This window comes from Actinomycetota bacterium (assembly GCA_041658565.1).
Taxonomy (GTDB): Bacteria; Actinomycetota; AC-67; order AC-67; family AC-67; genus JBAZZY01.
This window is the reverse complement of sequence record JBAZZY010000006.1, coordinates 96,976-111,280: the sequence shown is the minus strand read 5'-3', so window position 1 is coordinate 111,280 and position 14,305 is coordinate 96,976. Positions and strand designations below refer to the sequence as shown.

The window sequence follows — 14,305 nt, the reverse complement described above, 5'->3', positions numbered from 1 at the left end:
CCCGCCAACCCGGCCGGTGACGCGCCGCGATGTCCGGCGCGCGCGACGCCACGTTCTCGGAAGGAGCCGCGCGCGACATGCGGTCCCATTCCTCAACGTAGAGCACCCACGCAGCCGCCAGGATGAACGAGGGCACCTCGAGCCACCAGCGGTCGCCGGCTGTCAGCGAGCCCGGAAGCAGGAACAGAGGCAATGTGCTCCCAATGGCAAGCAATGGGTTACCGAGCGGCACCGCAGCTGTGTGCGCCAGCCACACCGTGACCCACACGCCGAAGGCGACAATCATCAGCAACTCCGGCGACGGGTTCACCGGCGCCACCTGCACCAAGATCTGCTCTCGTCCTTCGCCCGCAGCCGACCACAGCGCTGCAAGCGTCTTGCCCGAGGGAAGCGGTCCCCACAGCGTCGTTCCGAAGAAGCGAATCGCGACGAACCACAACAGCGCGACGTACGAGGCGACCAAGCCCACAGGCGGCATCAGGTTCAACCGACGCACCACCCACGACGTCGTCGACGCAAGCACGATCGTGAGCGCGACGACCTCGCCCAGCCCGTACGGCTTGAACAGCCGGCCGAGCGGCAGCGAGGCCGCGGCTACGAGCGCCGCAACCGCGAACTCGGGTGCGATACCCCGGCGTTCAGCAGCGTTTTCCATATCGTTGGGAATCGGTCGGCGGCTCCGGCAACGGCAACGTTCCAACCTGCGCGCCCGAGGAGGTTTTGGGATTCGGCCAGACGTTGATCAAACAGCGTCCTCTCACGTGCCTGCGCTTGCCGGAACGACAATGTGTCGAGCAGCACCGCGCCGCACCAGTTGAAAGACGACGCCAGCCCCGCAAGCGCAACTGCGACTTCCGGCGAAGGCGGCGGCATAATCGCGACCAAGGCACCACCAACTGCCGGGGGAGTGCCAAGTTTGCGCAGGGCTCCAAACGGCGATTCGCGCGACGACCTGCGCGCCATCGCCAGTGCGGTCAGCAGCGGATCGGCCGCTTCGCGACCCCAGCGCACGCTTCCGGTCGGTCCATCCGCCGTCGCAACACGAAGGGCAAACCCATCGCGCGCAAGTTCCCACACCAATGTTGCGGCAGCAGAAATCGCCCACTCCAGGCAGACGTGCCCTCCGCCTCCGGGATACACCGACCCACGCGTGTCGACGAGAATCGTCGCGCGCGGATGCGGACGAACTTCGTCCTGGCGAATCATTAACTCGTTTCGGCGCGCGGTAGATCGCCAGTGGATCTTGCGCAGGTCGTCGCCCTCCTGCCAGCCGCGCACGGCGTACATCTCGTCGCCGGCCGCCGACAGGCGCGAGGCGAGCAACCGGCCGCTGCCTCCCCGTCGCTCGGGCGGCTCCTGCTCGCCGAGCGTCTCGACGTACGGGTACACCACCAGCGTCGTCGCCGGGACAACCTCGCGGGCCACCGAGGCCAACCCAAAAGGATCGGTCAGGCGCGCGCGCATCGGTCCGACCACATGCCGCCCGCGCGCCCGCGCGCGCCGCTCGATAACGACGCTCATGTCGTGTCCGTGGTGCAATCCGGGGATCGCAACGCGCACCGGGCCACCCAACTCGATCGGAAGATCGTCTTCGAGCATGAGCGGAGGGCTGGAGATCCGTCCCGTGCTGGTAGCCGTCAACCGCAACCGCAACGTCCCGCCGGCAAACGAACGCGCCGGTTCGAGCGCGCGTGCGCAGGTGATGTGGTGACGCCCGCGAACCACGAACGCCGATGCGAGTCCCTGCAGTAGCAGCGCCGCGAGCGAGATCGCGTACAACTCCCGCACGGCGGTGGCGCGCGCGAGCGGGTAACACAGCACCCCGGCAACGAGCAGCGCCCGGCCCCGGCGCGTCGGCATCGCTACCTCCCGATCGGCACAGGAACCCGCTCAAGAATCTCGCGCAGGATGTTTCCCCCACTGCGGCCACTCATCTCCGCTTCCGGAGCGATTGCGAGCCGGTGCTCGATCACAGAGCAAGCGAGCAACTTAACGTCGTCGGGCGTCGCGAACCGGCGCCCCAGCGCCGCCGCATGCACGCGCGCCGCGCGCAACAGCCCGAGCGCTGCGCGCGGACTGGCTCCCAACGAAAGCTCCGGCGCCTCTCGCGTCGCGGCGACGAGCGCAACGATGTAGTGATGCACACTCTCCGCGACGTGCACGGTCTTGGCCGCATCGGTCATCGCACGCATGAGCGCCGCGTCACAAACCGCCGACACGTCCAGGAGCGCCGAGTGCTCACCGTGACGGTGCAACACTTCGATCTCGGCTGCCTGACTGGGGTAGCCGATCGACAGCCGCATCAGGAATCGGTCCAGTTGCGCAAACGGCAACGGATACGTGCCTTCGTGTTCGATCGGGTTCTGGGTCGCGATGACCATGAACGGATCCGGCAGTTTGTAGGCCACGCCGTCGGCCGTCACCTGCCGCTCCTCCATCGCCTCCAACAGAGCCGACTGCGTCTTGGGCGACGCACGATTGATCTCGTCGCCGAGCACGACGCTGGCAAACACCGCGCCGGGCTTGAATTCGAACTCACGACGCTCCTGGTTGTAGACGGTTGCGCCGGTTACGTCCGTCGGCAGCAAATCCGGCGTGAACTGAATGCGACGCCAGTCGCAACCGATCGTGCGCGCGATCGCTTTGGCCAATAAAGTCTTACCGACGCCCGGAACGTCCTCAATGAGCAAGTGCCCTTCGGCAAGCAAGCACATCAGTGCGAGCCGGATTTGCTCATCCTTGCCTTGAATGACCTGTTCTATGTTCTCGACGATGCGATTAAAGACGGTGGGGAAATCACCGTCGGGCGAGGACGAACGTCGCTGAGCCACAGGTGACACCGAGGCTACCTTCCCGCACCCCTCACCGCTAGCGTCTCGGCGCAATGCGCGCGGCCCCCGGCTTCGCCGGGGGCCGCGGTTCGCGTGAGCCGGATCTAGGAGATCCGCTCGATGATCATGGCCATTCCCTGGCCGCCGCCGACACACATGGTCTCGAGTCCGTAACGGCCGCCGGTTTCCCGCAGGCCGTTGATGAGCGTGCCCATGATGCGCGCGCCGGTTACTCCGTACGGGTGTCCGAGCGCGATCGCGCCGCCGTTGGGGTTGACGCGGTCACCGAACGGGTCGATGCCGACCTCACGGCAAACCGGCAACACCTGCGCCGCGAAGGCTTCGTTCAACTCGAACTGATCGATCTGGTCGATCGTGAGTCCGGCTGCCTTCAAGACCTTGCGAACAGCTTCGATCGGACCGACGCCCATGATTTCGGGATCGATGCCCGATACAGCGCTGGCAACGATGCGAGCAAGCGGCGTGATGCCGAGCTGCGCCGCGCGCTCCGCACTCATCACAATCGCCGCCGCGCCACCGTCGTTCAACGGACATGCGTTGCCGGCCGTGATCGTGCCGTTCTCGCCGAAAGCCGGCTTCAGCGAAGCGAGCTTCTCGAGCGTGGTGCCGGCCCGCGGACCGTCGTCCTTGGACACCACGGTGCCGTCGACCTTCGTGTACTCGCTGATTTCCCAGTCGAAGAACCCACGCTCTTGCGCCGCAACGGCGCGGTCTTGCGAACGCTTGCCGAACACGTCCATGTCCTCGCGCGCGACGTTGTACTTCTGAGCAACCTTCTCGGCCGTGTGGCCCATCGGCATGTAGACACTGGTGAACGTCGTGCCGCCCTGACCTGGGTGGAACGCGGCGAAGTCGCGGGGCAACTGCGGTACGCGCGAAATCGACTCAGCGCCTGCAGCGACAAAGACATCGCCCTCTCCGGCCTTGATTGCGTGGAAAGCCATGCGAATCGCCTGGAGACTCGACGCGCAGAACCGGTTCACAGTCGTGCCGGGAACGCTGTCGGGCAAACCCGCGAGCAACGCTATGCGCCGACCGAGGTTCATCCCCTGCTCTTCCTCGGGGAACCCGCACCCGGCCACGACATCTTCAATCTCCGCCGGGTCAAGTTGCGGGATCTTCTCGAGCGCCTTCTTGACCGCAAAAGCGCCCAAGTCGTCCGGGCGAACGTCGATCAGTGAGCCTTTGCCGGCCCGGCCGATCGGCGTGCGCGCGGTTGCAACGATGACTGCCTCGGGCATCACACACCCTCCTTGAAGTCGTTAGGAGGCCCTATTGAAACCTCCCGAGGGCGTGTGCGCCAATCCGCTACGCGCTGGCGCCGGGGACCTGCATTCCCCCGGACCTCCGCCGCATGGTGGCGAAGTAAGCGATGGAACTGATCCACCCCAAACCGACCATCGACGGGACGACGAGCGCGATCATCCATCCAGCCTTGTGTCCCGATGGGAAACGCTCGATCGGGCGCGTCGTCGCATCCACAACGGCCCACGCAGTTGTTATCACCCCCACCGCAAACAGGATGAGGATGAGACGCACCAACAACAGACCACCGTCAATAGCGAGCATGGCTCCCCCCGCGCTGCGCTTGACCTTGCCTGAAATGGTACTCCCCCTACGCAATAGCCCTTTGCCTGCGGAAACAGGGCAGGCGCGCGCTTGGTACCATCTGCGGACCGGGCCGCTAGCTCAACAGGCAGAGCATCGGACTTTTAATCCGACGGACGGGGTTCGAGTCCCTGGCGGCCCACCGCTCTGAGCAGGGCTTTTGCATTCGGCAGCCTAATTCGCGGCGCCAGTTCCCGGCAATTTCCCGGCAGTCGTTTCGCCGAGCACCCTTTGGATAGCCTCCGAGGCCTTCTCTTGGAGCCCTTCGACGACGTGAGAATACGTGTCGAGCGTGAACGCGACGGACGAATGCCCGAGGGCCTCCGATGCGATCTTGGGATGCACTCCACCGACCAAGAGCGCGGTTGCGTATCCGTGACGTACGTCATGCAGTCTGGTTCGCCCGAGACCAGCGGACGCAGCGATCCGGCGGAACGCATTCGAGAAGCTATCGGGATCAAGCGCGCGCCCGTCGCCTGCATCGAACACAACGTCTAGATCCTGCCATGCCTCGCCGAGCAGCAGGCGGCGAGCGGCCTGAGCGGCCCTGTGGCGGCGCAAAGCATCGACCAGAATCGGCGGCGCGGCGATCTCGCGTCGCGCGCGCGGGGTCTTGGGGTCCAGGAAGCGCAGGTCGGTTGCCCCCTTGCCCGGCGCGCGCTGCAACGACGACGAGACCCGTATCCGCGCCGCGTCAAGGTCAACATCGCGCCAGCGCAGCCCGAGCAGTTCGCCGCGCCGAAGCCCCGTCGAGACGGCGGCGAGCATCGGCATTTCCCACGGCCCCCCCTTGGCGGCCTTGACGAGCGCGACGAGTTCGGGCGGGGTCGGGATCGCAAGATCCGGCCTCGACGGCCTCGGGGCCTGCGCCGCAGCAGCGGGGTTCGTCGCGATCAACTGCCAGCGCACCGCCTGCCGCAGCGCCTGCCCGAGAACTCGGTGACAGTGAATGACAGAGCGAGGCGCCAGCCCGGCAGCGCTCATCTGGTCGATGATCATCTGGACGTGCGCCGCGCGCAGCCTGGATAGCTTCACGCCCCCGATCCGCGGGACGATATGGCCCCGGACGAGGCCGGAGTATCGCTCGAAGGTGCGCGGGCGAACCCTGGTCTGGACGTGGGGGAGCCAACGATCAAGGTATGCCGCGACCGTCAGGCGCTCGGTGTCTAGGTCCGTCCCGGTGTCGATCTCGCGCAGCAGCTTTGTAAGCGCGCGCTCGGCGTCGGCCTTCGTGCCGCGAACCGTGCGGAACACTCGCCGGCGCTTGCCGGTTATCGAGTCAAAACCCCGGGACACCTCGACCTCCCAGGACCTTTTACCGCCCCTGCGAATCGAACCCCTCATGGCTTTACCTCCTGCCTTTGCGCGCGCCAGACAGCAGCGCGCAAACCTGGTTCATGGCTTCGACTTCCGCTTCCTCGGCGGCTCAAGTCCGCCAGCCTTGCCCTTCTTGGTGGGTCCCAGGAGCCCAAGCGCGCGCGTGCGTGCGACGTGCTTAGTCGCGGCTGAGTGGCTCAAGTGAAACCGGGCAGCGACCGCCTTGGTGGGATGATCTCCACGACGAAACGCTTCTCGATAGGTCTGGGCCACCTTCCGCCAATGATCGGCCCCGTACTCGGGCGGACGCCCGACCGAGCGGGTGCTTTCCCACCGCTCAAGTTCGCCTTCGGTGCGCGCGCGCCAGTCGGCATCCTCGTTGTCGAGACCCGCCCGAAAGAGGCCGACGACTCGCCCTCTCCGCTCCTTGATGAGTTTCGCGAGCGGGATGCTGCGAAGGGCCGTGGCGGTAAGCACCTTGGATTGACGCGCGCGCGGATCGGCGCCAAAAGCGTAGCCCATGATCTCTACGCCCACACACTCCATTGATGAGCCGACTTGATCGAAGGTGAGTTTGATCCGCCACCCTTTGTAGGCGAACTCGGTGAACTGAATCCGGGGACTGAGGTCCTTCGGCATGAGTGCGATGGTATAGAAACGGGAATGTACCGTCAAGGCCTAGTACCTATCCCAATACCCTGCCAACATTCTTGAATAGGGGTAGGGCTTGACAGCCCATACCGCTATCTTCACCATGAGCGACATGGACACGAACGAAGTTCTCGAACTCGCGGCGGTGCGCGCGCTCGCCCGCACCGGCACCGCGCGCCAGATCCGTCAGGCGGCCGGGCTGTCACTCGCCGAAGTTGCTTCTTCTCTGGGGGTTTCCTCGGCGGCCGTCTGCCGATGGGAGCACGGGCAGCGGATTCCTCGTGGCGAGCGCGCACAGCGATACGGGGCGCTCTTGCGACTCTTGGCGGGCGCCTCATGAGCGCGCGCTTGACGCTTTCGGTGTCTGAGGCCGCTGTCGCACTCGGCCTCGGACGCGGCCTGACCTATTCGCTTGTGCGCGAGGGCCGCTTGCCCTCGGTCCGGCTCGGGTCTCGGATTCTGATTCCGCGCGCGGCCCTGGAGTCGTTCCTCGCCGCGCAACCTGACCCGCGCGCGCCTGACGCGACCGCCTGAATAACGAAAGCCCCGGCGAACCGGGGCTCCGACCTCGACCGAAGGTGACTTCATTGTATCCCACCCAGCCGACCGAAACACCCCCCCCTGCCCCGCCGATCGTCGCGCGCGCCGACCAAGGCGACGCCAAGATTCTCGACGACGTTCGCGCCGCGATCGGTCGATTCGTCGTCTTGCCGTCCGAGGCCGCGAGCATCGCGGTTCCGCTCTGGATCGCCGCGACCCACGCCCAACGAGTCGCGACCCACGCGACCCGCCTTGCCGTGCTCTCGCCGGAAAAACGCTGCGGCAAAACTCGCTTGCTCGACATCCTCGCGGTCTTGTCGCGCGCGCCGTTGATCTCGGCGAACGCCTCAACCGCGGCGATCTTTCGCAGCATCGACGAGGACGACCCGCCGACGTTGCTGCTCGACGAGGCCGACTCGATCTTCGGCAAGCGGGCCGACGACGCCGGAGTCCAAGACCTGCGCGGCTTGCTGAACGCCGGTTTTGGTCGCGACCGGCCTTCGCTTCGCTGCATCGGGGCGAAGCAGGTTCCGACCCCCTTTCCCACTTTCGCGATGGCAGCCCTCGCCGCGATCGGCGACTTGCCGGACACGATCCTCGACCGCTCGGTAATTGTCCGGATGCGCCGCCGTTCGCCCGGCGAACGAGTCGATCCGTTTCGCGCGCGTCGTGACAAGCCACCTCTCCACGCTCTCCGCGATCGCCTCGCGGCCTGGATCGAGGCGAACCTCGATGCCCTCCGTGATGCCGACCCGCTGCTGCCCCTCGAAGATCGGGCGGCCGATGCTTGGGAGCCACTCATCGCCGTTGCGGACCTCGCGGGCGGCGCGTGGCCTGACCGCGCCCGCACCGCGGCGGTGTTTCTCGCGAACGAGGCCGACGCAGCGGCGAGCGAACTCTCGCTCGGGCTTCGACTACTCGCCGATCTCCGCACGATCTTTGGCGACCTCGGGACGACCGAGGCGTCGAGCGCGGCCCTGGTCGATCATCTTCGCGCCCTGTCCGAGTCGCCCTGGGGCGCCTTCGACTTCACGGCGGCCAAGCTCGCCCACCGCCTTCGGCCGTACGGGGTGTCTCCTTTACCCCTGCGCCCCGGCGGCGCCAGCGGTCCACAGGTGCGCGGGTATCGACTCTCGGACCTCGCGGACGTTTTCGCGCGGTATCTTCCCGCCGTCCCCCCGTCACAGACCGTCACGCCGTCACATTCGCAGGTCGGGCCGGTGACACCCTCAGGCGCTGTGACGGTCCAGACCGTCACACGGGGCGAAAGTGTCACAGGCTTGACCAGGGATTGTGACGCTGTGACACCCTGTGACACCCCCGTCCGGGGACCGAAAACCCCTCAGGAGACGCTTGCCGATGCCTTCGGCCCTTTCGTCGAGCAGAGCGAATGAGCCCCCTCTCCGCGGCCCTCGCCTACGCCGCGCGCGGCTGGTCGGTGTTTCCGTGCGAGCCTTGCGGCAAGCGTCCCTTAGGGCGTCTCGTGCCTCACGGCCTACTTGATGCGTCCCAGGACCCCGAGCAGATTTCCCGCTGGTGGACTGGCGCGCGCACCGCCAACATCGGGATATCTTGCGGTCCCTCCGGTCTACTCGTTCTTGATCTCGACGGCGCCGAAGGCGAGGCCTCGGCGCTAGAACTACAACAGCGACACGGCCCGCTCCCGAGCGACACGCTATGGCAGCGAACGGGCGGCGGTGGCTGGCAAGCGTTCTTTCGCAACCCCGGCGATCTCGGGAACACCGCCTCGAAGATCGCACGCGGAATCGACACTCGCGGGGTCGGTGGATACGTCATCGGTTCGCCGAGCATTCATCCCAGCGGCACCGCTTACGGGTGGTGGAACGAAGGCGCCGCGGTCGGGCCCTTGCCCGCATGGCTTCATCGCTTGCTTGTTCCGGCCCGGCGTCTGACGCTTTCTGCGCCGTCGGTAGACGTTCGAGATTCCTACGTGCGCGCGGCAGTCGAGCGTGAGGCGGACACCGTGGCCTCGGCGTCTCAGGGTGCCCGAAACGAGACCCTCAACGCGGCGGCCTTCTCGCTCGCGCGCCTGATCGGCGAACACCTATCGACCGAACAGATCCTCGGCGCATTGATGAGCGCCGCCGCCGCTTGCGGCCTTCCTGCCGCTGAAGCATCCCGAACGATTCGCTCGGCGATCGCGGCCCGCCAACGGGCGGCCTCGTGAGCGCGCGCGCGAGCGGCTCGACCTTGTTCGTTCCGTCCGACAGAAAGGATCTCCCGATGAAGACTCACCCTGCGCGCGCCTGGCGCCTCTCAGGCGGCAAGTGGTCCGAAGTCAGCATCGACCGCCCCATTGACGCACCACTGGTGCACTCGGTGGCCTACGGCCCCTCGGGCCATAGCGACTCCTGGGAGTGCTTCCGCGCCGTGCGCGTGCACCAGACGCCTCAGGGCTTCGTCATCGACTGGTACAGCGCGCCACGGGGCCGGACGACGTTCGTTGCGGACTCACCCGGCGACATGCTCGACCTCTTAGCGCGACTGGTGCCGCTCGTGCGGGACTCGATCGTCATCGACGTGCTCGACCAGGTGCGCGAGCAGATCGAGGCAGGCGGCGAACTGTCCGGCCTCAGTGGGCGTCTGGCGCGCGCCCTGTGGTCTGCCGGATCATCCGAGGCCTTGTCGGACGCGCAGGAACGAACGTCTCGATCCGAGGACGCGGCCGACCCCGCATAGGGGGGGCATAGGCGCGCGCGCATAGATGAACGTCTGGAAAGCACCCCGCGTCACTCGGCCCGCATTGTGTGCAGACCCGGTTTCCCTGAGAACTCGGACTCATACAACGAACACCATCAAGACCCGACGAGTCGAGACCTGCGCGACCTACCCTCCCCGCATAGGGGGGGCGTAGGTGCGCGCGCATAGATGAACGTCTAGGACAACCCCCGCGCTAGGACTCTGCACCCGTGTACGCCTCAGAGCGAATCGTGACCTGAAGGAGAGTTTTTTCGATGCCACTGCCCCCGAAGCCTCCAGCCCGCCGCCAGCGGCGAAACAAGCGGGACGCGACCGGCGCGCGCGCAGTACGCCCCGTGAGCACACTTCCCGTTCACCATCCCCCCGAGGCGCGCACGCAGTGGCTCGCGTCCACCAGCCGGGCATGGGCCTCGTTCTGGTCGAGCGACTTCGCCGGACTCCTGTGCCTAGACACCGATCTCTTTGCCCTGCTGCGGTTGTTCGACCTTCGCGACGAGCGCGCGCGCATGGCGAACGTCGCGCGTAAGAACCGGTTCCTCCTCGGGTCCAAAAACCAACTCGTGTTGAATCCCGCCTACAGAATCATCTCCTCGATGGATACCGAGATTCGTGCACTGGAGGATCGTTTCGGCCTTTCGCCGCTGGGCCGTCTTCATCTGGGGGTCACTTTCGCGGCGGCCACTCGCTCCCTCGAAGACCTCCACTCAGAGTCCGAGCGGCTCGCCGGCGACCCAGACGAGACGGACCCGCGAATGGTCTTCGAGGAGGAGGACCCCAAAGCATGAAGAGCCCCAACGGGTCAGCCCCCGATGAGCCCTGGTGGCAGGTCCGAATCGACGACGCGAGACGCCCTGTCGCGGCCTTGGGCCTTTGGCGGTGGCGCTCGGGTTGAACACCACCGCCAAGACCCGCAACGTTGCTCTACAGCACGGGCTTCGGCCTCATCATGACCCAGCGCCCTCAAGCGCCAGCTCTGCGGCGGGAACCACGCACGCGCGCGCCAGACTCTCGACCCTGGCCCCCATCGCTGCGGTCCAGGGGAGCGCGATCACATCCTTCGCGCTTGCGGTATCCCACGCGCCTTCGAGGCGATCGCACTCTGCCGCGTAGTCGATCCAGCGTCGCTCTCGCTCGTCGTTCGCGCCGTTGTCGCGTGCATCCCACGACCGGAGCGCCTCGGCAAGGATCGGGTCCGCCTCGGCAACCGCGCGCGTGTACACCCCGGCGCGGACGCGCGGCATCAAGAGTTCTTGCGCGGCCTCTGCCAGTGGATCGTGCGGATCGTCCGCCACTTCAGCGAAGACCCATACCTTGCCGGGCATGAGGAGTTCGTCATGCTTGAACACGTACCGCCGCTGACTCATCGTGATTCCCCCTTTTGTAAGTAAGACCGTGCATTCGACTCGGCGCGCTCGTCAGGCGGTGCGCGAGTCAGGCGGTGCGCGCGCCCGGGCGACATCGGCGCAAAGTTCCCGGCAATTTCCCGGCAGTCGTGCCGACACGGCCCAACACGGCCCGACACGCGATGATCGCGAAAACGCGCTCTGGCCCGCAAAACACGCCAATACTCGGCACTCGCCGATACGCGCCGAAACGCGGGAGCACGCTCTTTTAATCCGACGGACGGGGTTCGAGTCCCTGGCGGCCCACCGAGTCATCTTCGTTTTGCATTGGTCAGCTCGGACTATGGATGCCGTATTACCTGGATCGGAGGATTCCACTCTGCTCCTGAGTGAGCGACTCAAGCGGTGCCTCGAGGACGCGGGCAGGCGCGCGCGCGTCCTCGGCCACCCATCGATCGGGTGCGAGCACGTATTCCTCTCCATGCTCGAGGACACCCACGGCTGGCCTGCGGAACTCCTCGGGCGGCTCCAGGTCTTTGAGGCGACGGTCGCTCGACTGACGGAATTGCTGGCGGACCCGAAGTATCGATGGAGCCCATATCCGATCCCAGATGAGGCCGAGCCAGGGTTTACCGACCCCCGTGCGCCGGCGCTGGGGCCGACGCCCAGGATGCTGCACTGCATGGACGAGGCCGTCGGGTGTGGGCGATCCCTTGGACACGACGCCATCTCCTCCGAGCACCTCCTCCTCGCGTTCGCGGAGGACGCGCGCGGCGTCTGCGCCAAAGTGCTCGACGAGGTGGGGGTCCGGACGCGCGTTGTTGAGGAGACCACGCGCCTCATGACGGCCGACGACTACTACTCCACCGAGCAATGCATGATTGTCGGCCCCAACGAGAACTTCCTCGGGTGGCCGGAAATCCAGGACGGGAACCTGTGGATCAGAAGGGTCACGGGAAAGCTCGTCCGGCCTGAAGACGCGTGATTCAGCCGCAATCAGGCAGCAGGGCATGACTGCAGCGGCGCGGTGCGCGCCGCAAACACGCCTCAACCCTCAGTTACTCGACGGAGATGCCGGCTTCAATTGCGCGAAAATCGCTGCGGACGCAGCGTGTGCAAACGTACTGAGCGCCCCCGCGCTCAGTCGCCGGAAGCCACCCCGTCGGGATGTCACCCGGTGCACATCTTGCCGTCGCCCCGCACCGCGCGCATTCGCACGTTTCGGTTCGCCTACCCATTGCCGCATTCTGCCCGACAATCGCGCCCGGCTGCGACAGCGCGGTTATGGAGCCAGCACTGCATCGACTTCGTTGTCCGCCGCACGGCAGGAGTACGGGGGGCGTTCGATCTCGGTGATCTCGCGGGCGAACACTCGGCCGGTCGCGTCGGGGAGCATCAGCGGCAACGCGGCGTAGTCGTGAAGAGCCTTCAGACGTCCGTGCTCCTCCGCGCGACGAAGGATGGTCAAACCGATCGCATATGCCATCGGCGCAAGTTCCTCGAGCACGCGGTTGCGGTGCACGCGCTCCTCCAGGTCCACCTGCGCGATCGCGTCCAATCCGGTCTCGTACAACAAATCGATCAGCAATCCGACCTCGACGCTGTACCCGGTGAAGAACGGAACGCGCTCGAGTACTTCGCGCCGCCCCGCGTACTCGCCGGCAAGCGGCTGCAGCAGTCCGCTCAGTTCGGGGAACAGCGCGTTCAGCAGTGGGCGGGCCAGCAGCTCTGTGACGCGTCCGCCGCCGGAAGGGAGCAGCTCTTCTCCGAGCGCCAGCGGGCGGCGGTAGTAGCCCTTGACGAACGACACGCTCTGGTCCATCACAAGCGGAGCGATGAGCCGCGTCACGAAGTGCGGAGCGAAGTTCCGGATGTCGGCGTCGAGCCAAACAACGACGTCGCCCGTCAGCGCCGCAAGGCTTCGCCATAGCGACTCGCCTTTGCCCTGGACCCACGGGATCTCGGGGAGCAAGTCCTGCGCGCGCAACACGACCGCCCCGCCGGCGCGCGCCGCCGCCGCGGTGCGGTCGGTGGACCCCCCGTCGATCACGACCAACTCGTCCACCAGTCCAATGCCGCCGACCAAGTAGTCCGACACGGTTCGCGCGATGCCGCCGACCGTCGCCTCCTCGTTCAGCGCCGGAAGGCAGACGCTCACGCGCATGCCGAGCGCGCGCTTGCGCGCGGCCAACTCAGTCGGGCCGGGGAGATCCTCGGCGCCAAACGTGCGGCGGTCGAGCCACCGCTCGGCGACCCGATTCATCCAGGGAAGTTCTCGTATGTCGCTTGTCATCGCCGGGCCAGGATACGGCCCGCGACACAAGGTCGGAAAATCACGCCGTGGGGCATGCCGGACACCCGGGCGCGCGACGAGCGCCCGCGTTCGGTATCCTTTTCCGGCCCGCCCCCATCGTCCAGCGGCCTAGGATCCCACTCTTTCAAGGTGGTGACACGGGTTCGAATCCCGTTGGGGGTACTGCTCCGTCCTATGCTCGTGTCGCTGGCATCCTTGCTCTCACGTACCTGGCACCCATCCCGGCGCATATGAGCCAGCCTCCCTCCGGGACCCATTAGGACTGATGCTCACGCGCCCACGCAGCGAGCGTCTGCGCGGTTTTCGCTCCGGCGATCTTGGCGGCGCGGAGATCGGCCGTCAGCCACCGCCCACCCAGATCCTCGGCCAGGGCAACATACGTCGCGTCGTACCCGCTGAGCCCTCGACACGTGTGGTGTGCCGTGCGCACCAAGGCCGTCTCGGCCAAGGGCAGCGTCCTGATACCGAGCCGGATGACCAGCCTGAGAGCGCTCTCAACGAACACAGCGTCCCTGCCCGACTTCCGCGCAAGGACATGCACGAGTTCGGAATGGAACAACGACGGAACCACGTATCCGTCCGGCGCTTCCCGAAGATGCGCCCGCACCGCGAGCGCCAACTCGCGGTGCGGTTCGTCGGTGAAGAACCACCCGATCGCGACGGACGCGTCCAGAACGAGGAGCGTCTCAGGCACTGCCGCGCAGCTCTCGCAGCACTTCGACGCCGGGGGTTGGATCGATAGACCTCATCGAGAGAGCGTCCATCTCTTCGAGGATCTTGGCTCTGGCCTCGCCCGCGTCCTTCTCTGCGAACCGCTCCTGAAAGTCCCTGATCGAGATCAGCACAGCCACGGGCCTGCGCCCCTTCTCAAGCAGGATAGGCTCTCCGTCGTCGAGGATGGCCTCCACGATCTTCCCGAGCGATTGGCGCAGGTCTAGCGCGGTGACCTTCTTCATACA

At 66.3% G+C, this 14,305-nt stretch carries 18 protein-coding genes and 2 tRNA genes; 9 read left to right on the top strand and 11 right to left on the bottom strand.

What is annotated here, in order from left to right; translation table 11 throughout:
- The 5 genes from WDA27_05655 to WDA27_05635 all read right to left on the bottom strand — a co-directional run.
- Positions 1 to 655 (bottom strand): hypothetical protein (locus WDA27_05655; protein MFA5890418.1); only part of this gene is annotated, 655 nt, incomplete at its 3' end.
- Positions 595 to 1,860 carry a DUF58 domain-containing protein gene (locus WDA27_05650; protein ID MFA5890417.1) on the bottom strand — a complete coding sequence of 422 codons (1,266 nt, stop codon included), beginning with the start codon at positions 1,858 to 1,860 and terminating at the stop codon, positions 595 to 597. The genes WDA27_05655 and WDA27_05650, both read right to left, overlap by 61 nt.
- A gap of 2 nt (positions 1,861 to 1,862) precedes the next feature.
- Positions 1,863 to 2,831 (bottom strand): MoxR family ATPase, encoded by a 969-nt coding sequence (locus WDA27_05645; GenBank protein MFA5890416.1) that lies wholly within the window; start codon positions 2,829 to 2,831, stop codon positions 1,863 to 1,865.
- A gap of 104 nt (positions 2,832 to 2,935) precedes the next feature.
- Positions 2,936 to 4,093: an acetyl-CoA C-acyltransferase gene (locus tag WDA27_05640; GenBank protein MFA5890415.1), complete on the bottom strand. Its 1,158-nt coding sequence runs from the start codon at positions 4,091 to 4,093 to the stop codon at positions 2,936 to 2,938.
- A 67-nt stretch (positions 4,094 to 4,160) separates the two neighbouring features.
- The gene (locus WDA27_05635) at positions 4,161 to 4,421 is read right to left on the bottom strand and encodes a hypothetical protein (GenBank protein ID MFA5890414.1); all 261 of its coding nucleotides are present in this window, start codon (positions 4,419 to 4,421) and stop codon (positions 4,161 to 4,163) included.
- A gap of 109 nt (positions 4,422 to 4,530) precedes the next feature.
- Between WDA27_05635 and WDA27_05630 the strand changes: the two genes are divergently transcribed.
- Positions 4,531 to 4,602: transfer RNA gene (locus tag WDA27_05630), tRNA-Lys, on the top strand.
- A 32-nt stretch (positions 4,603 to 4,634) separates the two neighbouring features.
- Here the strand turns inward: WDA27_05630 and WDA27_05625 are convergent.
- On the bottom strand, positions 4,635 to 5,756 hold the full coding sequence (locus WDA27_05625; GenBank protein MFA5890413.1) for a site-specific integrase: 1,122 nt from the start codon (positions 5,754 to 5,756) through the stop codon (positions 4,635 to 4,637).
- 99 nt (positions 5,757 to 5,855) lie between these two features.
- A complete protein-coding gene (locus WDA27_05620; protein MFA5890412.1) occupies positions 5,856 to 6,416 on the bottom strand; it encodes a hypothetical protein in 561 nt (186 codons plus the stop codon).
- Positions 6,417 to 6,504: 88 nt separating this feature from the next.
- On the opposite strand from WDA27_05620, the gene WDA27_05615 reads away from it, so the two are divergent.
- From WDA27_05615 to WDA27_05590, 6 genes are all read left to right on the top strand, one after another.
- Entirely contained in the window at positions 6,505 to 6,768 is a 264-nt protein-coding gene (locus WDA27_05615; GenBank protein MFA5890411.1) for a helix-turn-helix transcriptional regulator, read from the top strand.
- On the top strand, positions 6,765 to 6,962 hold the full coding sequence (locus WDA27_05610; protein MFA5890410.1) for a helix-turn-helix domain-containing protein: 198 nt from the start codon (positions 6,765 to 6,767) through the stop codon (positions 6,960 to 6,962). Before WDA27_05615 ends, WDA27_05610 begins: the two co-directional genes overlap by 4 nt.
- Positions 6,963 to 7,015: 53 nt before the next feature.
- Positions 7,016 to 8,362, top strand: a complete 1,347-nt coding sequence (locus WDA27_05605; GenBank protein ID MFA5890409.1) for a DUF3631 domain-containing protein — start codon at positions 7,016 to 7,018, stop codon at positions 8,360 to 8,362.
- Complete coding sequence (locus WDA27_05600) at positions 8,359 to 9,156, top strand: bifunctional DNA primase/polymerase (protein ID MFA5890408.1); 798 nt, start codon at positions 8,359 to 8,361, stop codon at positions 9,154 to 9,156. The genes WDA27_05605 and WDA27_05600 overlap by 4 nt, the downstream gene beginning before the upstream one ends.
- A 56-nt stretch (positions 9,157 to 9,212) precedes the next feature.
- Positions 9,213 to 9,668: a hypothetical protein gene (locus WDA27_05595; protein MFA5890407.1), complete on the top strand. Its 456-nt coding sequence runs from the start codon at positions 9,213 to 9,215 to the stop codon at positions 9,666 to 9,668.
- A 275-nt stretch (positions 9,669 to 9,943) separates the two neighbouring features.
- Positions 9,944 to 10,474 carry a hypothetical protein gene (locus WDA27_05590; GenBank protein ID MFA5890406.1) on the top strand — a complete coding sequence of 177 codons (531 nt, stop codon included), beginning with the start codon at positions 9,944 to 9,946 and terminating at the stop codon, positions 10,472 to 10,474.
- Positions 10,475 to 10,633: 159 nt separating this feature from the next.
- Here the strand turns inward: WDA27_05590 and WDA27_05585 are convergent, their stop codons facing one another.
- Positions 10,634 to 11,053, bottom strand: a complete 420-nt coding sequence (locus WDA27_05585) for a hypothetical protein (GenBank protein ID MFA5890405.1) — start codon at positions 11,051 to 11,053, stop codon at positions 10,634 to 10,636.
- A gap of 322 nt (positions 11,054 to 11,375) precedes the next feature.
- Here WDA27_05585 and WDA27_05580 point away from each other — a divergent pair, with 322 nt between their 5' ends.
- Complete coding sequence (locus WDA27_05580) at positions 11,376 to 12,017, top strand: Clp protease N-terminal domain-containing protein (protein ID MFA5890404.1); 642 nt, start codon at positions 11,376 to 11,378, stop codon at positions 12,015 to 12,017.
- 297 nt (positions 12,018 to 12,314) lie between these two features.
- Here WDA27_05580 and WDA27_05575 read toward each other — a convergent pair whose 3' ends face one another.
- The gene (locus WDA27_05575; protein MFA5890403.1) at positions 12,315 to 13,295 is read right to left on the bottom strand and encodes a glucosyl-3-phosphoglycerate synthase; all 981 of its coding nucleotides are present in this window, start codon (positions 13,293 to 13,295) and stop codon (positions 12,315 to 12,317) included.
- A 140-nt stretch (positions 13,296 to 13,435) separates the two neighbouring features.
- Between WDA27_05575 and WDA27_05570 the strand changes: the two genes are divergently transcribed.
- Positions 13,436 to 13,508, top strand: a tRNA-Glu gene (locus tag WDA27_05570).
- 94 nt (positions 13,509 to 13,602) lie between these two features.
- Here WDA27_05570 and WDA27_05565 read toward each other — a convergent pair.
- Complete coding sequence (locus WDA27_05565; GenBank protein MFA5890402.1) at positions 13,603 to 14,040, bottom strand: type II toxin-antitoxin system VapC family toxin; 438 nt, start codon at positions 14,038 to 14,040, stop codon at positions 13,603 to 13,605.
- Positions 14,033 to 14,302: a type II toxin-antitoxin system Phd/YefM family antitoxin gene (locus WDA27_05560; protein MFA5890401.1), complete on the bottom strand. Its 270-nt coding sequence runs from the start codon at positions 14,300 to 14,302 to the stop codon at positions 14,033 to 14,035. Before WDA27_05560 ends, WDA27_05565 begins: the two co-directional genes overlap by 8 nt.
- Positions 14,303 to 14,305 lie beyond the last annotated feature (3 nt).